Below are 22,958 nucleotides of genomic sequence, written 5' to 3' on the forward strand. Positions count from 1 at the left end.
AATTCTCACTTAATGCTCAGGCTTTCCTTGACGGTTGTCTTTTCCTTGCCGATGACTTTGTAGAGTTTGCAGCGGAACAGGGGAATGGCTCCGATTGAGAATGCGGTTACGATCAGGATCGAGAGGTAGGCGATAATAGGTTTGTCCAGCTGAGGCTTGAATACGATTCGCAACACCAGCAGCGCCCACCAGTGAACCGCCAGGATGATCAGGGCGTTCCGGGAGATGTTCCGCAGGATTCCCTTGACGATACGCAGGACGTTTACATCCGGCAGTTTTGAAAAAAGTTGGAAGGCCCCGATCAGCGTCAAAATACCAAAAATGGAACTCAATATGAACTGGGGCAAATCTTTTCCCAGGTCGTTGTTCATGATGCTGAACCAGGGATCTGGCTTTTCAAAATAGATGTAGAGGGCTAGTGCCGCAATCGTTAAAAAGAAAGTCAATAGGGAATGCTTGCTTAACTTCTGGATGGGTTCCTTACAGAGGTTGCCCAGGGCGAAGAAGGCAAGGCAGGTCAGGTCACGTTCGATTCCCAGGGGCAGGCGGATGTGGTTTTTGAAAAGCAACCAACCAGCGATTAAACTGCTTGCGGCAACGGCGGCTACAATTATTTTCTGAAGGACTGGATTCTTCGCGTTGCTCAGAATGACGCTGGTTTTTTGCACTCCAAAGAACATCAGGCTGATGGAATACAAAGTAAATACAAACCAGATGGGTCCCGACCCGACGCTGGATTTCCCCGCCACGAATATCTTGGCCAGGTTCCATCCTACATAATCCTTGAGGGTGTGGATTTCGGGCCGGATTGTCAATACTTGCATCTTGGGGGCTCGGGGGAACCAGTCAAAGTTCCATACCACAGGATCTAGGGCCAGGAACAGCAGCGAAAGCCAGATGTAGGGGAGGAGCAGCACTTCGGTCTTGTGGAGGGCGTAGCTCTTGAAATCCTTGAATCGGCGGGTACTGAACAGCACCCCGGAAATAAAGAAGAAGGCGGACATGCGCATGGCGCTCAGGTGCAACATCCCGAAGTCGATATTCTTGAAGGACTGTTCCACATGGAATAGGCTCACCAGTAACAGGACGAATCCCTTGAACTCGTCAATCCACAAAATTCTTCCCTTGCTCTGCTGCATGCTCGTATAAATTTATTATAGTTTAGGGTGAAAGAGGGAATAGACATGCTAATTGAAGACGTAAAGAAGTCCATTGCCGCTGCCGGTTTTAACGATGGCGACAAGATGCCGTCGGTTCGTAAGATGGCTGCCCAGTTGGGGCTTTCTACCGCCACCGTCCACAAGGCCTATAGGGAACTTTCGGACGAGGGCTTTATCAAGTCTTATCAGGGCAAGGGCTGTTTCTGGGGCGATCTGCCCGTGGCCATGTCGGTTCCCAAGAGCGATACCAATTCCGTAGTGGAAGCCCAGTTCGCCAGAGACCTGGAAGCGGGATTCCTGAATGCCTTCGAACGTTTGCCTTCTATTAAGGAACTGTCGATCCGCTACAAGGTTTCGCCCTACAGCGTCAAGAATTTTTTAAGCGCCCAGGTGGCCCGCGGCGTGCTGCGCCAGGTGGGGGCCAAGTATTATTTTAACGAAGAACGTCCGGTCGGATTTTCCAACTACATTATTTTCGTCCATCGTTCCGATGAACATGGCCATTTTAGGATCGATGCGGAACGTGAATCCGAAGTATTCCGCATGATGTCCCAGTTTGCAGCGGAACAGAAAATCGCGGTGCATTTCGTAGGCTATCACGAATCCAGCGATACCCTGTTTGCTTCGGATGGACGCCCCTTTGTTCCCAGGGATGACGTTCACTGTCTGGGTGCATTCCTGTCGACCTGGCTGGTGTTCAATCCCTCGAACCTGTTCAATCATTTTGCAAAGTTCACGGGCCCCATTTCGGTGTGGTGGGAGTATTCCCCCAATGATGTTCCCAAGACGACACAGAACCGAAAAAAGTGGGCGTTCTACAATGTGGCCTTTGGTAAGGAAGCGGGCGTTATCGTGGCGCAACACCTGAAGTCCAAGGGCTTGCAGAGGGTGCATTTTATTTCGCCCTTCCATAACAGCTTCTGGTCTAAGGCCCGAATGGAAGGTTTGGAAATTTCTGGATTGGAAGTTTTGCCTTTGGTAGATGACCGCTTTGCCAGTCCCTTTGATATTCCCGATGTGGCCGCCGAAGAGGGCGTCACTCCCCAGGCGTATTTGCGTGCCATGGTGGAACGGCTATTGGATGGGGCGACCCTCAATTCGTTTGTGTGTTCTAACGATTGGGTGGCCTTGACCTTGTTGGACATCTATAGCGACAAGGGCTACCCCCGTCCTTATGTCATCGGCTTCGACGATACCATCGAAAGCTACAAGTACGTTTTCGATTCCCTGGCCTTTAACGTAGAGACCATGGTGAAGGAATCGCTGTACCACATCACCTCTCCCAGCATCTACGCCAACTTCCGCCGACAAATGCAGACCCCCCTGGGGAAAGTGGTTGAGAAGAAGTAAGCAGTGAATAGTGAAGAGATCTTTTGACGTGTCATTCTGAACTTGTTTCAGAATCCCATGAATGCACGAGACCCTGAACGCCTGAAGCCTATCGCCTAGAGAGAATTATCATTTACGAGATATGAGTTAACAACTTAGGCACCGTTGGCGCGATTATCTAGCTCGTCGCTCACGGCTCATCGTTCCCCGCTCTTCGCTCAGAATTGCGATTTTCTTTCTTCTTCGATGGTTGTGCTTGGACCATGGCCGGGGAGTACGATGGTTTCCGGGGGCAGTGTCAACAGTTTGTTCTTGATCCCCGTTACCAGGGCGTGATCGTCGCCTCCGAAAAGGTCGGAGCGTCCGCGGCTTCCGGCGAAGAGGATGTCTCCCGAGAACAGTAGCGGAACCTCGATGCTTTTTGATGGAGCTAACTGCAGTGAAGCCTTTTCGCAGTAGAATGCGACGCCGCCGGGGGAGTGGCCTGCCACGTGAAGGACATGGAGTTTTACTCCGGGGACTTCCACTGTATCGCCCTCGGCGATATAGTCCCCCAGGGCGGGGGCGGGATCCTCAAACGGTAACCCATAAAGTTCGCTTTGTTCTTCCTGCAGATCCAAAAGAAATTCATCTTCCTGGTGGGCTTCTGCCTTTACGCCGTAGGTGCGTTCCACGAAGGCGTTGCCTAGCACATGGTCCAGGTGCAGGTGGGTATTCAGCATCCTTCGCACCGTCAGGTTATTCTCCTTGATGTACTTGTCCAATGTCTGCTGTTCCATTGTGTTTGAAACGCTGGGATCGATAAGGATGGCATCGCCCTGTTCGTTGCTCAATACGAAGCAGTTCACGCCGAACGGATTGAATGTAAAATGCTGAAATTTCATGATGGACCGAAAATAAAAATTTGACGTTCTGAATTTACTATATTTGTGCTCCTTACGGAGGTCGTTATGGCAGAAATCCTATCGGTAAAAACCGAAAAGTTTGAAATGGAATATGCTAAGTTTGGTGATGGTCCCAAGACGTTCATCATTATTCCTGGTCTTAGCCTCAAGAATGTGTTGAACTCGGCTTCGTCGGTTGAAGTTGGCTATAAGATTTTTAAGCAGGACTATACCTGCTACCTTTTTGATCGAATCAAGAACCCTCCGGAAGTGTACCCCATTTCGCAAATGGCCGAAGACCTGGCCGAAACCCTCAAGGTTCTCGGAATCAAGGACGCTGACGTTTTTGGTTCGTCACAGGGCGGCATGGTGGCCCAGTACATGGCCATCAACCATCCGGAACTGATCCGTAAGCTGGTACTTGGTTCTTCCTCTTCCCGTGCGGAACCCCGCCAGCTGGAATGTATCGGCGGCTGGACCGACATGGCTATTGAAGGCCGTGCCGAGGAACTGGTGAATTCCTTCATCGACAACTGCTTCAGCAAGGAATTCGTGGATCGCTGGCGCAAGGTGCTGCTGAAAATGAATTCCGGTGTGACTCCCGAAGAAATGCATCGTTTTTCCATTATGTCTGCCGCCTGTGCCGGAGTGGATACTTACGATGACTTGGGCAAGATCAAGTGTCCGGTCTATGTGATCGCTGCCGGTAATGACTCCGTAGTCACGACTGTTGCTTCCGAAAAGATTTTTGCCAAGCTCCAGGCCGAAAACGTCCCCAGCGAATTTTTCATGTATGAGGGGCTGGGCCATGCCGCCTATGACGAAAATCACGAGTATAAGCAAAAAATTCTGGATTTTTTCAATAAGGCTTAAATCAGGTTTGTGGAATTGACGAAAAGGCAATAAAAATCTTACGCAATATGCTATATTGTATGCGAGTCCAATAGGGGATTTAACCTAAAGAGGAAAATATGAAAAAGATTCTCGTTCCCGCAGCTGCTATTGCTATGCTCGCAGCCTGCTCCGACAACACTGTCGTCAATTCTTTTGAAGAAGCCAAGTGCAAGGGCAAGATTACCCTGTCCGTGATGGATGGCGATGCCAACACTCCGGTCGCTGGTGCTTCTGTCCGCTCTCAGTACAGTGCCGCAACCGAAAAGACTGATTCCAGCGGTTATGTCGTTTTTGACAATAACGATATCGGTGGCTACATCTTCGAAGTTTCCAAGAGCGGTTACGCAACTGTCCGTTCCTATGTCAGCGTCGAAGAAACCGGTGCAAACGACGTGTCCCGCGTTCCTGACGTGGTGCAGACCATTCCCATGTACAAGGCTGGCGTCACCGTTTCCGGTAACGTCTACTACCGCGATGCCGAAACTGGCAACCTGAACCCGGCCAAGAACGTGACCGTGATCCTTTCTTACCCCGAAGCTTCCATCTTCCCGTCTGAAATCGAAATGAAGACTGGCAAGGATGGCTCCTACAAGTTCGAAGACGTGGCCGAAAAGGTTGAGTTTAGCATCGAAACTGTTCAATCTACCATCGACGAAAAGATCTACATTCCCGAAAATTCCGTTTCCGCTGTGGGTGTCCGTACCGGTTCTTCCAAGGATATGGACATGCTGGTCCTGAAGCGTGACTCCAAGGCTCCTCACTTCCTGAGCAGCAATCTCAGCAAGATGGATACCGACAAGAACATCGAACTGACCTTCTCTACCGCTCTGGATGCAGACTCCCTGCTGAACAACTGGACTGTCAAGCGTAACGGTTATGCTGTTCTTACCACCCAGTCTCTGTCTAAGGACAAGAAGACTGTGGTTATCGAACCGGTTTCCGGTAGCTGGAGCGATGACGCTTCCTACACCGTTAACGGTGTTGCCTACAGCAAGGAAGGTGGCAAGGTTGTCTACTCTGACGTATTCACCATCGGTTCCGTTGCCCTGCCCGGTCAGGTCTCCAACTTGAAGGTCTTTGTGGATACCACCGGCTATGATCCTGAATACGAAGAAGACTATGGCTATAGCGATTCTGAACTCCTGGCCATGATGAACCTGAACCTGACCTGGAAGGCTCCCACTGGTGATGTAGATACCTACGAAATCTACTACAAGACCGACGAATCCAACGATTTCGTCCAGTTCACCTACACGTCTTCCACCAGCTACTCTGAAACTCTGACTAACCTGCCTTCTTCTATCACTTCTGCTGAAAAGGTTTCCTTCTACGTGCTGCCCAAGAACAAGACTGGCATGGCAAACCCCGAAGAAGCAAAGCCCGTAAGCTGGACTGTGGTTAAATTCTAAGCTTTTTTAAGAGCTGATTTTTAAGATAAGGTCTCTCTACGTAAGTAGGGGGGCCTTTTTTTGTATATTATGAACCGCTAAACGAATATTTGATGTCATTTGGAGTTTTTTATGGATATCGGTACCTTGCATTTTCAGAATCCCGAGGCCTTCTGGCTTCTGCTTCTGGTTCCTATTCTTATTGCCTCTTATATCTACCGCAATAGACGCCGCAAGAGTACCATCAAGTTCCCTGCCCTGTCCATCGCCAAGAAGGCGGTCCCCAGCCGTCGTGTCAAGTTCCGCCACATTGTGCCGGCCCTGCGACTGGCAGCCCTCTGCTGTTTTGTTTTTGCCCTGGCCCGCCCCCAGAATGCCATGGAAGTGGAATACACCTCTACCGATGGCGTCGATATCATGCTGACCTTGGACGTTTCGGGCTCCATGGGTACCTTGGATATGTTGACCCGCGCCGAACAGGCAAAACTTGGGGTCATGAATGCCGAACGAATTTTGAAGACCGGAGCCTACTGGAAGTATAGCCGTATGGGGTACGCTCAGGAGGTCATCGCAGACTTTATAAAGAAGCGCCATAGCGACCGTATCGGCCTGTCGGCCTTTGGTTCCCGCGCCATGACCCAGTGCCCCCTGACTCTGGATTACGGGAGCCTTCTTGAAATCCTGGGCGCCAGCGATGAACTGGCCAAGGATTCCGTTATTGCCGGCCGTACCGCTATCGGTGATGGATTGATGAACGCCCTGGCACGACTCGAAAAGTCCGAGGCCAAGTCCAAGGTGGTGGTCCTCTTGACCGACGGTAAGGATAACGCCAGCGTGATTCCACCGGTTCGTGCCGCCGAGGTGGCCAAGTCCCTGGGCGTAAAGGTTTATACCATTGGCGTGGGTAAGCGCAATGGCAAGATTCTGGCCTTCCAGCAGAACCCCTGGACAGGGGATATTAGCTGGGGCGAACGTGATATTACCCCCGAAGAAGGTATCGATGAAGATGTTCTGAAGGCTGTTGCCCAGAAGACCGGCGGCCGTTTCTACCGCGCCGAGAACAAGGACGAACTTGAAAAGATCTATTCCGAAATCGATGAACTGGAAAAGACAGAAATCGAGACGGTGGCCTATGCCCGCTATGCAGAAAAGTTTTACCCCTGGTTGTTAGTTGGCGCCCTGTTGATCTTGCTGGAACTGCTCCTCGCCAACACAAGATTCGTGAGGATCCCGTGAGGCAGGATTCAGATACAAGATCCTATAATCACGCCGGAGGCGCCTGGCGTCACCCTGAGGGCGCTCAGGGTCTCGTGCATTCATGGGATTTTGAAACAAGTTCAGAATGACACGTCAAAAGACCTCTTCACTATTCACTGTTCACTATTCACTCTTAACTATTTGCCATGCGTTTTGCTGAACCGATGTTTTTGTGGGGCTTGCTGACCCTCCCGCTGTTTGCCTTGCTCTTTGTGTACGCCTATCACCGTCGCAAGAAGCTGGCTGCCCGCTTTGTCTCTCTTTCCATGCTGCCGAAGCTTTCCACCTCGGTGTCCCCCTGGCGTAGACTTGCCAAGGTGCTGTTGCTGCTGTTGGCCATCGCCTTCTTGTTTGTGGCTCTGGCTCGACCCCAGTGGGGCCGTAAGATGGAACATATTGAACGTCGCGGTCTGGATCTGGTGCTGCTTCAGGATATTTCCCTTTCCATGTTGGCAGAAGACATCAAGCCGAACCGTCTGACCCGCAGCCGTCACGAGATTTCCGCCTTCCTGGAAAGCCTTTCCGGCGACCGCGTCGGTCTGGTGGCCTTCTCCGGCGAAGCCCAGGTCATGGTTCCCCTGACTCTGGATTACGGTACCGTGCAGATGATGCTCCGTGAACTGAATCCCGGCTGGCTCATGCCCGGCACCAATCTGGAAAACGCTATCCGCAAGGGTATGTCGCTGTACAGGAATGCCGGCACTGGTGGCCAGTATTCCGTCATGATCCTTATGAGCGATGGTGAAGAACTGGAAGCTGCCGCCGTGAATGCCGCCAAGGAAGCCGCAGAAATGGGGATCCGCATCTATACCATCGGTATCGGTTCCCGCGAAGGCGTGCCTATTCCCGTGCCCAGCCGCAATGGGGAAGTGGCCTACAAGAAGGACGTCCAGGGTAACATTGTGACTACCCGCCTTGAAGACGGAACCCTCCAGGAAATCGCCAGCGTCACCGGCGGCCTGTATTTCTATGCCAGTCCCGGTGAGTTCCAGCTCCAGAAGGTGCTGACCGAAATCGCATCCCTCGAAAAGAAGGAACAGGCCAGCGACCGTATGGAAAACTACCAGGACCGTTACCAGATTTTCCTGGGTCTTGCCGCCCTCCTCTTCTTGATCGAGGCTCTCGTATCCGAACGAGGCGGACGTAAAAAAATGCAAATAGGGCGTTTTAACTGATTTTTTAGATTATATTTCGGTCGGTGTTTGAAAAATTGAGGTGATTTATTCCCGAAAATGGCCTCAAAGGTGCTGTTTGGTTTGCTTTGTTCAGCCGAATTTACACAAAAACCCTTAAATTTAGGGCTTAAAAAGGTAAATTATGGGGGCAAAAATACAGTAAACCAACGGAGTCTTTATGTTAGACCTTTTAGCTGTCCAGTCCGGCACAGCCAACGCTTCTCTGATTACTCTGGCCTACACTCTTATTCTGGCCTTTATTCTTTCTTCCGTTATTGCCTGGACTTACGAAAAGACCTTCCTTGGCCTGTCCTATTCCCGTAATTTTGTTCAGGGTATCGTCCTGAGTTCTGTGGTGGCCGCCATGGTGATGTCTGCCATCGGTGATAACGTAGGACGTGGTCTTGGTATGATGGGTGCCCTTTCCGTGGTTCGCTTCCGTACCAGCTTTAAGGACCCCCGCGACATCATGTTCATTTTCGCTTCCCTGGGCGCCGGTATCGGTTGCGGTGTGTACGCCTGGGGTGCTGCAGCCGGCGGTACCTTGGCCTTCTGCGCTGTAGCTTTCCTCCTTTCCCGTACCGGTCTGGGTACCAAGCACTTCTTTGACGGCATGCTCCGCTTTGCCATGCCCAATGAATCCGCTCCCCGTCAGGCTATCGAAGATATCATGCGCAAGAACATCAAGACCTACGTGCTCATTACCATGCGCGAGGTTGATGGCGGTGCCCGTGTGGATTGCGCCTACCAGGTCCGTCTCCGTGCCAACCGTCCTGCTGCAGAGATCCTGAAGGAACTTTCTGCTGTAGAAGGCATTTCTGACATTAGTTTCATGATGCAAGACGCCACCACGGAAATGTAAGGGGTAAAAGATGTCTAAGATTGAAGAAATTCTCGATAACTTCTGGAACACCCACAAAACCAATCCCGGTGTGGCCCACGTCTACAAGTACAAGCTGCTCTACGCCTGGTGCCTGAGCATTCTGGTGGTGATTGTCCTGGGTATGGTTTACCAGGGCAAGGCTACCATGTTCCAGGGTATTGCCGAAGCTGACGAAACTACCATCAGTGTTCCTAGCGCTACTGAAATTGTGAAGGTCCATGTGGTTCCTGGCCAGGCCATCAATGCCGGCGACACCATCGTCCAGCTGAACCGCCCCGACCTGACTTTGCGCATTAACGAAGTGACCCGCGAGCTTGACGCCCTGGAAGGCCGCAGCAATCTTTCTACTGCAGAAATCGACCAGAAGGTGGCCGAAGTCAAGGCAACTCTCGCTACCCGCAGCTTGACCCTGAAGGCCGAAATCCGTAACCTTGAAACTGAATACAAGAAGAACAAGGAAATCGCCTCTAAGCTGAAGAGCCTCAAGAATTCTAACGGCGACAGCGATGGCAACGACGCCATGGCCATGCAGATCAAGAGCCTGAAGAACGAACTGGCAGTGGCCCAGGCCAACGCCAACGAACAGATCAAGTTGCTCAAGAGCAGCGGCCGCCTCCAGAAGACTACCGGTAAGAATGAAGCCGAAAACCTCCGCAAGGAACTGGCTGAACTCCAGAAGGAACAGGAAGAACTGATCCAGGTCGCCAAGGAAAGCTGGGTTGTAGGTTCCGTGAATGTTCGCGACGGCGAAAAGGTTTCCAGCTTTACTCCCATCGTGACCTTGACTCATAAGTCTCCCACCCTGGTCCGCGGCTACATCCACGAAAAGATGTACCAGCGTATGGACCTGGGCGAAAAGGTAAAGATCCGTACCTTGGGCGGTTCCGGCAAGGCTATCGAAGGTAAGGTTGTGGGTCTTTCCAGCCGTATCGTTCCGTTCCCCACCCGTATGTGGAAACTGCCCGAAATGCCGATTTACGGTCGCGAAGTGACCATCTCCATTCCGGCAGACAATCACTTCCTCCTTGGTGAAATGGTAACGATTTCTGAATAGTACGTTTTTGAAATAGAACGTTTTGGATAACAGGTTTTTGATATGAAAAAGTTTGGGTTAATTTCTCTGGCTCTTGCCGCATCCGTTTTTGCAGGTCCTCTTACTTGGGAACAGCTGATCAAGTCCGCTGACAATGACCCTCGTTACCAGGCTGCCCAGAAGCGCGCCCAGATGACCGGTGGTGAAAGGAATACCAAGCTTTGGGACAAGCTGGAACTGCGCTACAAGCTTGATGGTTTCAGCTTTGCCCAGCACGACTTTGAACTTCGCATTACCCCCAAGGCTTTTGGCGAAGGTGCCGCTGACCGTGCCCACTGGGACGCCCAGGTCCAGTATCAGAATGCCCGTCTGGCCGAAGACCGTGGCGTGCTGATGTATGACCGTTATGAACGCGCCATCCATTACCTGATGCGCCTCCGCCTGAACAAGCTGACCAAGGAACAGTACCAGGTGAATGCCGACCGTATCGAGGTGATGCACCTGAAGTCCGGTTCTGCAAGCTTTAATCCCCAGGACCTGATGACCGCCCTCGAAAAGGAAGCTTCCCTCAGGGCTGAACTCATTAGCGACAGTACTTCCCTGATTAACGCCGAGGCAAAGCTCCGCCTGTGGGTGCCCGACTTTGATGGCGTGGAACTGGATTCCTCCTGGCTTCCCACCATGGAAGAAGTGGAAAAGGAAATTCAGGAAGGCATTACCGTAGACGAAAGCTTCCCGCAGATTGCCAAGGCTCTGGGCAAGAAGAATTCTGAAACTTCCAAGGCCAGGCAGGATGTGGCTTCGGGCCGCGACTATATTTCCCATGTAGGTATCGGCTACTCCATGAAGGTGGAATCCCTGATGGAGAAGTATAAGGATCTGGATGCCTATGATGTATTCTCGACAGGTTCCTATGCAGATTACAGGGACGAATTTACAAGCCAGACAGGCTGTACCTCTCAGTTGAACTGTACTTCTACGGCTAGCGTTCTTGTTCCCGATTATGACAACCGCAAGACTGCAGACAAGTTCTTCTTGAATGTGGGTGTCCGTCTGCCGTTCTTCGACAGCAACAAGGATAGCGAGCTTCGCTACCAGGTGGCTGAACTGGATGCCGAAGGGGACTACATGGATGTGGTCCGTTCCGTGAACCAGAAGGTGACCAAGATTGTAGAAGAAATTAACGCTCTCATTGCCCAGTGGAAGGTCCAGAAGGAATTTGTGGAACAGGTGAATGCCGGCTCTATCTTTGAACAGTTTGCAAAGAATGCCGGTTCCGACCCGCTGCTGTTGCTGCGTGCCCGTGAAAGCGGTATCGAAAGCGATATGCGCGCCATCAAGCTTGAAACCGAAGTGCTGAACCGTTATCTTGAATTGCTGATGTATGCCGGTGTGCTTTCCCAGGAAGGAACCATGAACCATCTGCAGAAGGGCCTGAAGTAATATGGCAGAAGCCCGCGGTTTTAGCCTTCTCGAACGCTTCGAGCTGAAGTACCACATTCCTGTGGAATGGGCCGACAAGATCGGCGCCTTCATTGCTCCCTATTGCGAAGAAGACTATTACTCCAAGATTACGCCCGGTGGATTTTACTGGATTACCAACCTGTACCTGGATTCTCCCACGTGGACTTTCCTGGGTTGGAAGAAGAAACAGTTGCTGGACCGCTTCAACATGCGTATTCGCACTTATGGTGAACACCCTGCTCAGGATGGGACGTTCCACTTTGAGGTAAAGCGCAAAATCAAGAGTATCTGCTATAAGAGTCGCGCCACCATCAAGGGAATCAATCCAGGCGAAGTTTGGCATATGAAGCCTGAGGAATGGCCCTGCAAGACCGACAAGGATCGTAAGTATCTGAAGGACTTTCTGTATAAGACAGAACTGCATGGCGCTCACCCCCGTCTGTTGACCCAGTACAAGCGTCGCGCCTGGTTCGGCCTTCGCGAGGAATATTCCCGCGTGACCATCGATACCGGCATGCGTTTCCGCGAAGAGAACGGTTTTGACTATACGGTGGACCCCCATTATATGCAGACCACGGGAATTCCCAGGTTCTTCTTGCCGGGCTGTGATGCGGTTCTGGAACTGAAGTGCCCTTGTTCCCAGGTTCCTTATTGGATGATCGATTTGATTCGGTTCCTGAACCTTAAACAGGGTGGATTCTCCAAGTTTGGAAATGCTGCGGCTGAATGGCAGAGACTTTATGAAAATCCCCGCCGTTTCAAGACCCCTTATTGGACCAAGCTGGGCCAGACCCTAGAAGAAAATTTGTAATATAAACCTTAAGGCTTTATAAAAAGAGGATGTCTCCTATGGATATCAAGAAACTTATTTTGACCGGTTCCTGCGTGGCTGCCATGGGCATGTTCAGCGCCTGTTCCGATGATAGTGCTTCCGCTGAACCGGAATCCAGTTCCAGCGTTCAGATGATCACTTCCGTAGACGATAACGGAAACGAAGTCCTGGTGCCTGCATCTTCCGCAAGTGCTCCTACTTCAGCTGGTTCCGATGTCCTGGTGTCTAGCTCCGCATTGAGCGACAAGGATGAACCTCAAATGGCCTGCTCCGAAATCATGTACAACGCTCCGGATGGCTCCAACCTGGAATGGGTGGAAGTCTATATCGCTGGCGGTATGGACATGGACAACATGCAGGACTTCTTGCTGCACCTGAGCGGCGACGTGTCTTTCGACTTCCCTGCTGAACCCTTGAAGAAGGGTGAGTATGTGGTGGTGACCAACGATATTGACAAGTTCAAGGAAACTTACCCCACCTTTACGGGTCGTGTCTTTGGTAACATGACCGGCAAGATGGTTAACGAAGGTGGCGTGGTGAATGTGAAGGTCCGTGGTGAAGGTGACGTTACCTGCGCCTTCAGCAGCGAACCTCCTTGGCCCAGCCTGGCCGATGGTAAGGGCCGTTCCCTGGTCTATACCGGTGGCATTGCCGCCCAGTCTGTTTCCTGGTGCGCCAGCGCTGTTGACTATGGCGTTCCTGGTGTAGGCAACGATGCCTGTGTCGATGCCGTGAATACGGTTCGCATTAACGAAGTCAAGCCTTATGACAGCGATGCTGATCATTCCTGGATGGAACTTTACAATTCTGGTTCTGAACCTGTAGATGTGACTGGATGGAGGGTTCGTGTAAAACGTCGCAACGATACCTTGACCATTAAATCTGGCGTGGTGCCTGCTGGCGGTTATCTTGTTCTGGATGGTGTTGACGATTTTGATAAGGAACTTGTGGTTGCAAAGACTGGTGGTGAAATTTATTTAGACGGTACTGTTACCGGTCAGGAATCCAGCATCTGGATTCCCGCAAGTGAAGGTGTCAGCGGTACGATCGATGTTGCTGACGGTTCCATTGCCCAGGGTCCCCTGGCTAGCGCCACTCCGGGTGAAAAGAATGCCGCTCTGAAGCTGGGTTCCGTCTATATTGATGAAATCCATTACCATCCCGATGATAAGGGAGCTTTGCCCTTTGAATATATGGAACTGGTAAATGCTACTGACGCTGACATTTCTCTTTTCAGCACTACGGTGAATAAGGGCTGGAAGATTGAAGGTATCGGTTTCGAATTCACTTCCAGTAGTGTCATTCCTGCCCATGGCAGGATCCTGTTGATTCCTGAAAATCTGGAAGATATCTCTATCGATAACTGGGGTCCGGAACTTGTTCGTACCAGCTATGGAGTTCCTGCAGACGTTCAGATTTTCACCTATACCGGTAAGCTTTCTAACCGCGGTGAAACAATCGCTGTCAAGGAACCCTTCTCCAAGGAAGGTGTTGGTGTCGATGCGAAGTTCTTCTACACTTGGCATGACGCAACCCTCTATTCCGATGCATGGGCTGGTCTTACCAGTGCTGACGGCATGGGTTATAGCTTGCAGCGTAAGGATTTGACCACCATGGGTTATGGCCCCTCTGCTTGGACTGCAGCGGAACCGACCCTGGGTAAGTAACGTTCTCCATCTAACTTTTCATTAAAAGTTTGCGGAAACCTAGTGCGGTAAACACTGGGTTTCTTTTTTATTTATTACATAGGCTGTAAGTTTTGTGTAGTAAAAACGTAAATATCGTAAGTTTTGCTTACCTATGTGGTTTACCATAGTCCAGTTTATTATTTTTTACGTGGTATGAATAAGAGCTTGTTTATTGCATTGTCGTCTTGCGCCGTTGCCTTTGCAACGCCTATTTCTCTTGCTGATGCCATTGCCATGGCAAAATCCAGTAACTCCCAGATCAAGGCCGAAAAGGCCAAGGTGGAAATGGCCGAAAGTGGTCAGACCGAGGCTCGTTCCCGCTTCTTGCCCCAGTTGACTTTGACCGCCAGCGTTACCAAGATTAACGATCCCATTACCATTGACTTGAGTTCCTTGCAGGGCCCCTTGGCCGATATCGCAGGGACTGCCGCTTATTCCAAGGCTTATATTTCTACATACAGTGCCGCCTACGAAAAGAAATATGGGGAACTGTATGATGGGGCTGTCAAACAGATGATGGCTGCCGGTTTGACGGAGACTCAGGCCAAGGCTCAAGCTAAGACCATTATTGATGAAAAGGCTGGAGATATTTGGAGTGGCGTGGTTTCTAGCAGGGATGCTCACAACGCCGCCGTTCAGCAGGCCGAAACTTACCAGAAGGCCACTTCCGACCAGATCAAGGAATCCAGGGATTTCGAGATGAAGGTTCAGGACGACGTTTTCTTTAACGCTCGTCTGACTGCCATTTGGCCCTTGTTTACCGGTTTCAAGCGCACCGCCGCCTACGACGCCGCCAAGGAAAATGTGACCGCCAAGAAGGCTGCCTTCGACATGGCTCAGAATACGGTCCTGATGGACGTGGCTACGAAGTATTTCACCTTGCGTCTGGCCGAAGAATTGACCATCATGCGAGAGGATACAAAGAAGAATCTGGAAGAACATCTGGAGCGGTCAAAAAAATTGGAAGAGGGCGGCCAGATTAGCAAGGCAGAACGCCTCCGTGCCGAAGTGGCTTTGGCCGAAGCCCAGAATGCTGTTGAAGATTCCTACCGCGATCAGACTCTGGCCCGCATGGCTCTTGCAAGCCTTTTGCATACCGATACCAGCCTGACTGCAACAACTCCGGTTCTTGCTCCCGAGAATATCCATTCCATGGAAGAGTTCAAGGCTTTGGCTTTGGATAAGCATCCCGGTCTCCGTCAGCTGCGTACCGAACGTAAGCGCTCACAGGATGCGGTTAGCGCTGCCCAGGGTGATTATTACCCTATGATCGCCTTGTTCGCCTACAAGGAACTTTATACCAAGGATTTGACCATTCTGGAGCCGGAATGGGCTGTAGGCGCCAAGCTCCAGTGGGATTTGTTCAAGGGTGGCGAAACCCGTTCCAAGGTGGCAAACGCCAAGGCTCTGGATCGCTCCCTGGCCAGCATGGAAGAACAGACCATGGATAATATCAAGCTGCTGGTAGAAAAGCGCTGGCGTGAAATGGAACATGCCAAGAGCCGCCTGGAAAGCTTGAAGAAGACCCGCGAACTTGCAGAAGAAGCTCATCGTAGCCAGACCTTGGCTTACGAGGCTGGCCTTGCTACGGGCCTCGATGTGGTGGATGCTGAACTTTCACTTTCCCGTTTGCAGGTGGCCGATTTGAAGGCTCATTACGATGCCGTGATTGCATGGCTTGGCTTGCTGGAAGCCAGTGGTGAAGTGGGTAACGCCGGAGAGATGATGGCTAACGTTCAGGCTCCTGTTGAACCGGCCAAGGTTTCTGAACCTGTGGCAGCCCCGGCTCAGCCTGTATTGCCTGTAGTTCAGCCCGCCGCTCAGACTGCGGCTCCGGTTGCTGAGCCCTCTGTTCCGGCTGCAGAACCTGCTGCAGAAACCGCTGCACCTGTAGCCCCGGCTGCAGAACCTGCTGCAGAAACCGCTGCACCTGTACCCCCGTCTGCTGAACCTGCTGCAGAATCCTCTGCACAGTAAGTTTTACCACGAAGATTTTAGAAATGGAGAATGACAAATGAAGGCTATCAAGTTCTTAGGAAAGGTTTTTGTTGTTGCCGCCCTCATCGCTCTGATTGTCCTGGGCGTAACGACTTTGCAGAAGTTCGCTACCGAACCTCGCGATGCCTATTTGCAGGGCCAGATGGAAGCCCGTCGCGTTCTGGTGGCCGGTAAGGTTCCTGGCCGTGTGGAACGTCTGTTCTTCCGCGAAGGGGATATGGTCGAAAAGAATGCCATTGTGGCCATTATCGGCAGCCCTGAAATCGAGGCCAAGAAGATGCAGGCCCAGGGAGCTCTCGGTGCTGCCCGCGCCCAGGCTTCCAAGGCCAAGAATGGTGCCCGCTCCGAAGATATTACCGCCTTGAAGGCCATGGCCGATCGCGCTCAGGATGCCGCCAACTTGGCAAAGAGCACTTACGACCGCGTTCAGAAACTTTATAACGAAGGCGTTCTCCCGCTGCAGAAACGTGACGAGGCCGAAACTCAGATGAAGGCTTCCCAGTCTGCCGCCGATGCCGCCAAGGCTCAGTATGACCAGGCTCTTGCCGGTGCCCGCTCCGAAGATAAGGCTGCCGCCAACGCCCTGGTGCTTCAGGCTAAGGGCGCCAATGCCGAAGTGGATGCCTACCTGGAAGAAACCAAGATCCGCGCTCCCATTGCAGGTGAAGTTTCTGTGAAGCTGGTGGAAGAAGGCGAAGTGGTTGGCTCCGGTATGCCGGTGGTGGCCGTAACCGACCTGGAAGATTCCTGGGCAGTATTCCACCTTCGCGAAGACATGTTGAAGAATGTCTCCAAGGGAAAGGTCTTCATGATGTATATTCCTGCACTGGCGGCTCATATCGATATGGAAGTCAGCTATATCGCTTCTGTGGGTGACTATGCCACCTGGCGCAGCTCCAAGGAAAGTGGCGGTTTCGACTTGAAGTCTTTCGAAGTCCGCATGCGCCCCACCAAGAAGATTGAAAATCTCCGCCCGGGCATGAGTGTCCTTTTCCCCGTGGATCAGATTCAGTAATTCGGCTGGACGGTTCTAGTGTTTCGGAATTTCTTTAGAGCGGTTCGCAAAGTTTACTTCGGCCACAATCTGGTGTTGTGGCTGGTGCTTCTGATTTTGCCTGTAGGAACCTCTGTCTTTATGGTGGATGTGTTCTCGGCGGAAATCCTGCAGCACATTCCCATTGGAATTATCAAGCAGGACCGTAGTCAGCTGGCCGATAAGATCGAGGCCGGATTCAAGGCCAACCCGGTGTTGGATGTGGCCTTGGAATGCCATGACTTTAGCGAATGTGAACACGCCATTGTAAAGGGTGACCTTCAGGCTTTCGTGGTGCTGCCCTATGACATGGAACGTCGTGCGCTGCGCCTGGAAACACCGGTGGTTCCCGTTTATTCCAGCGGCCAGAATTACCTGACCAATTCCTTTGCCACCAAGGAAATCCGTACGGTGGTTTCTTCTGTGGGGGCAGGCGTCTTTACCAAGTCCATGGACGACCCGGTTAAGGTGCAGTTACAGTCCGTAGGAAATACCAGCGGAAACTATCAGGGCTTTCTGGGAATGGGGCTTGTGACGGCCATTTTCCATTTGGCAGGTATTCTTGCAGCCGTGTACTTGTTCAGCTTGACTTTCCGTGACCATCGCGTACGTGAATATTTGGCTGCTGCCGGTAATTCCCGCACCATCTTGTGGCTTGCAACAATGCTTCCGCTGGGTGTTGTCCAGTCTTTGGCCATGATCGGTGTCTATGCCTATACCCACCGCTTTATGGCGCCTATGACCTTGGACGAGTTCATTATGACTGCCGGTGGCCAGGTGGCCATGGTGTTTGCCTGTAATGGTGTCGGTGCGGCGTTTGTTGGCCTTACCGGAAACATGCGCATGTCTACCAGTGCGGCTGGCGTGATTGCGGGCCCTGCCTTTGCCTTTGCAGGCCAGACTTTCCCCATTATGGCTATGCCCTTTGCCGTTCGCTGCTTTGCCTTCTGCCTGCCTCTGACTCACATTCTGAAGGTGCAGTCCTGTATGTTGCTTGGGGCTGCAGGAAAGGCTCATGCCTGGAATTCCATCGAGATTCTTTTGGGGATGGCTCTCTTCTGGCATCTGCTTGCAGTTTTCATGCTGTCTACTCGCTGGAAAAAGAGGGCTGAACGTGAACGGGAACTTAACCTGCGCTCCGTAAGCATTATGGGCGACGAGATGGAGGAGGCTAAATAAATGTTTGAATTGTTTGCCCGACTCATCAAGGTAGCCTTTGCTGAATGGAAACTTTTCTACACGGATGCTGCCGCTGTCTTGCTGTTGGTGGTGGCCGGTATCCTGTATGCTTTTTATTATCCCACGCCTTACATGAACCAGACGGTGTCTAAGGTGCCTGTGGCCGTGGTGGATATGGACCATACGGTTATGTCTCGCCAGCTGACACAGATGTCGGCATCGGCCCAGCAGATCGACGTGCGCTATATCTTCTCTGATATGCGTGAGGCGGAAGAGGCCTTGGCCAACGAGAAGATTTATGGCTTCATGGTTATTCCCAAGGACATGGAAAAGACCTTGCGCAACGGCGGCAGTGTGAACGTGAATGTGTTCACCCATGGCGCCTACGTGATGCTCCACGGAAATATCGGAACCGCCTTTACCACTTGTGCCTTGACTGTTGGCGCTACCACCAAGGTGAAACGTATTGCCTTGGGCAAGAAGGTGCCTGCCGCCAAGGCCATGGCCATGCGCGACCCTACGCCCCTGAGCATCCAGACGTTGTATAACAACACGGGTAGCTATTCCAATTATGTGGTTCCCAGTGTATTGGTGTTGATCTTGCAGCAGACTCTGGTGATCGGTATCTGTGTTCTGGGTGGTGCCCGCGCCCACCGCAAGTTCCGCAAGAAATATCGCGTAGCCGCCGTAGAAAATGAGAAGTTGCCCTACCGCTATTTTGGTCGTTCCCTGGCGTACTTCTTGCACTATTGTAGCTTTATCCTGTTCTACCATTTCGTGGTCTATAATCTGTTTGACTTCCCCCGTCGCGGTCAACTCCTACCTATGATTGCCTTTGCCGTGGTGTTTCTGTTTAGCACCATCAATTTCGGCATGGTGCTTTCCCAGGTGTTCCTCCGTCGTGAAACCAGTATGCAGATTTTCCTCTACATGAGTATTCCCATTCTGTTCCTGGCGAATTTCAGCTGGCCCAGTTACCTTGTTCCCAGTTGGATGGTGGGGCTGTCGGCCTTGCTGCCTTCCACTTTTGCGGTACCGGCCTGGCTTAGCATTCAACAGCGTGGTGCCGACATTTACGAGGCTTCGGCCTTGCTGTACCCCCTGGCGCTGCAGGCAGTGTTCTATATGCTGCTGGGGCTGGTGCTTACCCGCATTCGCGACAAGACTCCGCTGAAGACTGGCGACATGTAGCCACTTACGAAAAAATAATGACGCGGGCCGTGTTTATGGGGTCCGCGTTTTGTACATTTAGGGTAGAGGTATAAAATATGATGTTTGATCCCCTATATATGTCCATCCTGGTGGTAACCCTTGCCCTTTCCGGCATTGTTTCGTGGATGGTGAAGTCCCGCTTTAACGCAGGGCAGAAAGTGAATATTTCCAGCGGCCTGACCGGTGCCGATGTGGCCAAGGCGATCCTTATGGATGCTGGCATTACCGATGTGACTGTACATGTGCATCAAGGTTTTCTTTCGGATCATTATAATCCGCTGAACAAGACCCTCAACCTTTCAAAGGAAGTTTTTTACGGCAGGAATGCAAGCGCTGCTGGCGTAGCCGCCCACGAAGTGGGCCATGCTATTCAGCATGCACAGGGGTATTTCCCCCTGTGGCTCCGCAGCTTCATCGTGCCCGCCGCCAACATCGGTTCCAATCTGGGACCGTGGCTTGTGATTATCGGTATCATCCTGATGGGTGCCGGTCGCGCCCTAGGGTACTCCCTGGCTATCGTTGGCGTTCTGCTGTTTGCCATCGCCACCCTCTTTACGCTGGTGACTGTTCCGGTTGAATTTGACGCCTCTGCCCGCGCCAAGAAGGCTCTTGCCCGCATGGACATCGTGGCCCAGGGTCGCGAATACAATACGGTAAGCGGAGTGCTCTTTGCCGCAGGCCTTACCTATGTGGCGGCCGCTGTCGGTTCCATTATGCAGTTGCTGTACTGGGCTTACCGCGCCGGGCTGCTGGGCGGCCGTAGCGACGATTAGCTCGGCATACTGCCGCGACGATTGTTGGCTGCATTCAGTCAAAAATGCTGAAAAATGCGATTCTTACGAACCAAATGGCATATATATCGCTGTTTGGTTCGTATTGTTTTGTATAAAGTAATTGGAATTGGGCGGAAGAATGTCGAAAAATCGCATTTGGGAATGAAAAAGGATTGTGAAATTCTCTAATTCTCAAATTTAAAATGAAATTTTGTCCCAAAATACGGAATTTTATTGTGTATAAACTAAATAATTACTTACCGATGCCGGAGAATTTGTTCGCTTGGTTCGTAGTTTTTCAAATTTCGTGAATTTGAGGATTATTTCTTGCCGAAGTTCTTGGCACTGCGGGTAAGGTAGGCGATATATTCAGCATCGGTCATTTCGTTGCCAGCGAAGATGGGGCCCTCGTCCTCATCTTCTTTTTCGTCTGCAGGTGCCGGGGCCGGTGCGACAGGTGCTGCGGGCGTCTCAGAAACCGGGCGCTCCTCGACAGGCTTGACGGCGGGTTCGGCAGGGGCCTGGGTAGGCTTTGGCATGGGCATTGCCGGGGCTTCGCCCTGACCGCCGTTGTTGTAGAATTCCTGGGCCTTGCGCATGAACTCGGCGAATTCCTCGTCGGACATCTGGGACGGATCGCTGCTTGCGGCAGGCTGTTCTGTCATTGCGATGGTTGCGTCGGGTTGTTCCGCTGCACCGGCGACAACAGGCTCTTCTGCAGGCTCTTCTTCGTCATCGTCGGCGGAAGTGACTACGACGACGGGGGCGTCATCCTCTTCATCTTCTGCGGTTTCGAATTCATCGCCGTCTTCAAAATCATCTTCAAACTCGCCATCTTCAAACTCGTCGCCAAGGTCTTCGCTTGCGGCAGTTTCGGTGGGCTCGTCGTCTGCGAATTCTGCGAGACGTTCAACGACCGGTTCTTCGATGGACTCGTTGGCGGCTTGTGCCGGTTCGGCGGGCTCGCTAACCATTTCCGCGGCCTGTGCATTTTCTGCGGCTTCTGCAGCCGGTGCTGTACCTTCCTGCGGCATGCCGTTCATGGCCTGTTCGGCGGCTTCGTCTGCCTTCATCATTTCGGCGAAGGGATTTTCCTGCACGTCGGACATATCCACCTTGCCTTCCAGCATGGCGGTCAAGTCTTCGTCAGAAACGCTGCGACCGTTGTTGGTCCACTGCACCGCTTCGCGCATGACAGCGGCCAAGTCTCCCACAGACTGTTCCTGGGAGCGGGCCAATGCCTGGTTACGGATGGCTTCCACAAGGCCGGGCTTGACGTCGGGATCCTTGCTGAAGAACACGGTCTCGCGAGCCATTTCGTCGGCATAATCAGCATTGTTCTTCTTGCGGTAAATCCAGATCGGTCCAAAAAGTTCGCTCTGTCTAAAGACGATTTCGTCGGTCTTGATCATCTCCAGCATAGCCATGAAGGTAACGGCTGCCACGATGGGGTGGGAGTCGTTGTCCAGCAGGTCTTCGAACAGGGCGCGACCATTGACGCTCAGGTAATTGTTGATTGCCTGCTGACGGTCCTGAATGGTGACGTAATCCAGTTCGATGTGGTGGATAGTCTCGGAAATCTTGGTCTTCAGACTCTTCTGATAGGCGCGGAAAAGCTGCCAGATGTTGGCGTCGGCCAGGGTGTCTTCGTCGGACTGGGTCTTTTCGAGACGGCCGCGGGAATAAGTACCGAAGTTGTTGCCTTCCATTTCCTGGAGGCCGCTGGCCACCTGCTTGAATCGCTGGTATTCCAGCATTTCCTTCATGAGGGCTTCGCGGTCTTCGTTGTATTCCGCTTCCATTTCGGGGTCGCGTTCTTCGGCAGGCAAAAGTTCCTGCACCTTCAGCGCCATCAGTCGGCTGGCCATCGACAAAAAGTCGCCTGCCTTGGAAAGGTCCATGCTGGTGGATTCGCTATAGACGTTCACCCATTTCAAGAACTGGTCGGCAATTTCCGCAATGGAAATCTGTTCCAGGGGAACTTCCTTCTTCTGGACAAGGTACACCAGAAGGTCCATGGGGCCGTTGAAGGCTCCAATGCGGACTTCGTAATCTTCCTGTTCCAAAAATTCCTGTTCCATGGAGCGAAAAATGTAGAAAAATCAGAATGGAACGTCTTGCTTTATGGGGTGGATGGAATCTAGATTTATTCAAAGAAAAGGAGCTGCTCCATGACCTGGAAACCATCTCGGATTTTGAAGTCTCTGCCCCGCGTCATGGCCGGGGTTTCGTTGTTGACGGCCCTGTGCTTTGCGGGCACCCTTGTAGATAAAAGGGACGGGACGTCATACAAGACCGTCAAACTGGGGAAACAAGTTTGGATGGCGGAGAATCTGAACTTCAAGACTCCGGGAAGCAAGTGCTTTAATGGCGACGACTGCGCCACCTATGGACGCTTCTACCGCTGGAAAGAAGCTCGTGAAATTTGCCCCGACGGCTGGCACCTTCCGGTAAAGGGGGAACTGGATGCCCTTCTGAAGCTTGGTCCCAAGAACCTCCAGTCCGCAAATGGATTCAACCTGAAAGTCACGGGTAGCTTTGGGGGACAGGACGATGTCGTCTACAATGCCGATAATTCCTTTATCTGGAGTGATACCTTTGTAGACGAGTGCGGTGAAGGTGACGAAGGCATCATCGACTGTTCCTACACCTACGTCCTCAGGAATTCCCATTTCGGAATTTCCATCGTGGAAGAATTCTTTGATGCGGATGTGCTCTATTCGGTACGGTGTGTCAAGGATTAGTTTGGACGTCAAATGAAAAAGCCTCCAGGAAA

The 22,958-nt window shown here is 51.9% G+C and carries 19 protein-coding genes; 16 read left to right on the plus strand and 3 right to left on the minus strand.

All coding sequences use genetic code 11. The features are described 5' to 3' along the window. Positions 1-5: 5 nt before the first annotated feature. Positions 6-1,139, minus strand: coding sequence for an acyltransferase (locus BUB94_RS03975; RefSeq protein ID WP_073234422.1), 1,134 nt, complete (start codon positions 1,137-1,139; stop codon positions 6-8). Between the two features lie 45 nt (positions 1,140-1,184). Between BUB94_RS03975 and BUB94_RS03980 the strand changes: the two genes are divergently transcribed. Further along, positions 1,185-2,510 carry a GntR family transcriptional regulator gene (locus BUB94_RS03980; RefSeq protein WP_073158700.1) on the plus strand — a complete coding sequence of 442 codons (1,326 nt, stop codon included), beginning with the start codon at positions 1,185-1,187 and terminating at the stop codon, positions 2,508-2,510. A gap of 197 nt (positions 2,511-2,707) precedes the next feature. On the opposite strand, the gene BUB94_RS03985 is transcribed toward BUB94_RS03980, so the two are convergent. Then, the gene (locus tag BUB94_RS03985; protein WP_073234425.1) at positions 2,708-3,373 is read right to left on the minus strand and encodes an MBL fold metallo-hydrolase; all 666 of its coding nucleotides are present in this window, start codon (positions 3,371-3,373) and stop codon (positions 2,708-2,710) included. A 66-nt stretch (positions 3,374-3,439) separates the two neighbouring features. On the opposite strand from BUB94_RS03985, the gene BUB94_RS03990 reads away from it, so the two are divergent. The 14 genes from BUB94_RS03990 (at position 3,440) to BUB94_RS04055 (ending at position 20,182) form a co-directional block, all read left to right on the plus strand. Next, positions 3,440-4,246 (plus strand): alpha/beta fold hydrolase, encoded by an 807-nt coding sequence (locus tag BUB94_RS03990; RefSeq protein ID WP_073234428.1) that lies wholly within the window; start codon positions 3,440-3,442, stop codon positions 4,244-4,246. 98 nt (positions 4,247-4,344) lie between these two features. After that, positions 4,345-5,676, plus strand: a complete 1,332-nt coding sequence (locus BUB94_RS03995) for a fibronectin type III domain-containing protein (RefSeq protein WP_073158717.1) — start codon at positions 4,345-4,347, stop codon at positions 5,674-5,676. A gap of 111 nt (positions 5,677-5,787) precedes the next feature. Next, on the plus strand, positions 5,788-6,891 hold the full coding sequence (locus BUB94_RS04000) for a vWA domain-containing protein (RefSeq protein WP_073158720.1): 1,104 nt from the start codon (positions 5,788-5,790) through the stop codon (positions 6,889-6,891). 167 nt (positions 6,892-7,058) lie between these two features. Next, a complete protein-coding gene (locus BUB94_RS04005) occupies positions 7,059-8,087 on the plus strand; it encodes a VWA domain-containing protein (RefSeq protein WP_073158723.1) in 1,029 nt (342 codons plus the stop codon). 178 nt (positions 8,088-8,265) lie between these two features. Next, positions 8,266-8,949, plus strand: coding sequence for a DUF4956 domain-containing protein (locus tag BUB94_RS04010; protein ID WP_073158725.1), 684 nt, complete (start codon positions 8,266-8,268; stop codon positions 8,947-8,949). A gap of 10 nt (positions 8,950-8,959) precedes the next feature. Further along, positions 8,960-10,024 carry an HlyD family secretion protein gene (locus BUB94_RS04015; protein WP_073158728.1) on the plus strand — a complete coding sequence of 355 codons (1,065 nt, stop codon included), beginning with the start codon at positions 8,960-8,962 and terminating at the stop codon, positions 10,022-10,024. Positions 10,025-10,066: 42 nt separating this feature from the next. Next, positions 10,067-11,446: a hypothetical protein gene (locus BUB94_RS04020; protein WP_073158730.1), complete on the plus strand. Its 1,380-nt coding sequence runs from the start codon at positions 10,067-10,069 to the stop codon at positions 11,444-11,446. 1 nt (position 11,447) lies between these two features. Beyond that, the gene (locus BUB94_RS04025; RefSeq protein WP_073158733.1) at positions 11,448-12,278 is read left to right on the plus strand and encodes a polyphosphate polymerase domain-containing protein; all 831 of its coding nucleotides are present in this window, start codon (positions 11,448-11,450) and stop codon (positions 12,276-12,278) included. A gap of 38 nt (positions 12,279-12,316) precedes the next feature. Further along, positions 12,317-13,966: a lamin tail domain-containing protein gene (locus tag BUB94_RS04030; RefSeq protein ID WP_073234430.1), complete on the plus strand. Its 1,650-nt coding sequence runs from the start codon at positions 12,317-12,319 to the stop codon at positions 13,964-13,966. A gap of 174 nt (positions 13,967-14,140) precedes the next feature. Continuing rightward, entirely contained in the window at positions 14,141-15,964 is a 1,824-nt protein-coding gene (locus tag BUB94_RS04035) for a TolC family protein (RefSeq protein WP_083538109.1), read from the plus strand. Between the two features lie 37 nt (positions 15,965-16,001). Further along, the gene (locus BUB94_RS04040) at positions 16,002-17,000 is read left to right on the plus strand and encodes an HlyD family secretion protein (RefSeq protein WP_073234436.1); all 999 of its coding nucleotides are present in this window, start codon (positions 16,002-16,004) and stop codon (positions 16,998-17,000) included. An 18-nt stretch (positions 17,001-17,018) separates the two neighbouring features. After that, positions 17,019-18,197, plus strand: a complete 1,179-nt coding sequence (locus BUB94_RS04045) for an ABC transporter permease (RefSeq protein ID WP_139258299.1) — start codon at positions 17,019-17,021, stop codon at positions 18,195-18,197. Further along, positions 18,198-19,388: an ABC transporter permease gene (locus BUB94_RS04050; protein WP_254793661.1), complete on the plus strand. Its 1,191-nt coding sequence runs from the start codon at positions 18,198-18,200 to the stop codon at positions 19,386-19,388. Between the two features lie 77 nt (positions 19,389-19,465). After that, the gene (locus tag BUB94_RS04055; RefSeq protein ID WP_073234439.1) at positions 19,466-20,182 is read left to right on the plus strand and encodes a zinc metallopeptidase; all 717 of its coding nucleotides are present in this window, start codon (positions 19,466-19,468) and stop codon (positions 20,180-20,182) included. A 320-nt stretch (positions 20,183-20,502) separates the two neighbouring features. On the opposite strand, the gene BUB94_RS04060 is transcribed toward BUB94_RS04055, so the two are convergent. Then, positions 20,503-22,263: a segregation/condensation protein A gene (locus tag BUB94_RS04060; protein WP_073234443.1), complete on the minus strand. Its 1,761-nt coding sequence runs from the start codon at positions 22,261-22,263 to the stop codon at positions 20,503-20,505. Between the two features lie 90 nt (positions 22,264-22,353). Between BUB94_RS04060 and BUB94_RS04065 the strand changes: the two genes are divergently transcribed. Beyond that, positions 22,354-22,926 carry an FISUMP domain-containing protein gene (locus BUB94_RS04065; RefSeq protein WP_083538092.1) on the plus strand — a complete coding sequence of 191 codons (573 nt, stop codon included), beginning with the start codon at positions 22,354-22,356 and terminating at the stop codon, positions 22,924-22,926. Positions 22,927-22,958 lie beyond the last annotated feature (32 nt).

It is taken from the genome of Fibrobacter sp. UWH9 (genome assembly GCF_900129715.1).
Lineage (GTDB): Bacteria > Fibrobacterota > Fibrobacteria > Fibrobacterales > Fibrobacteraceae > Fibrobacter.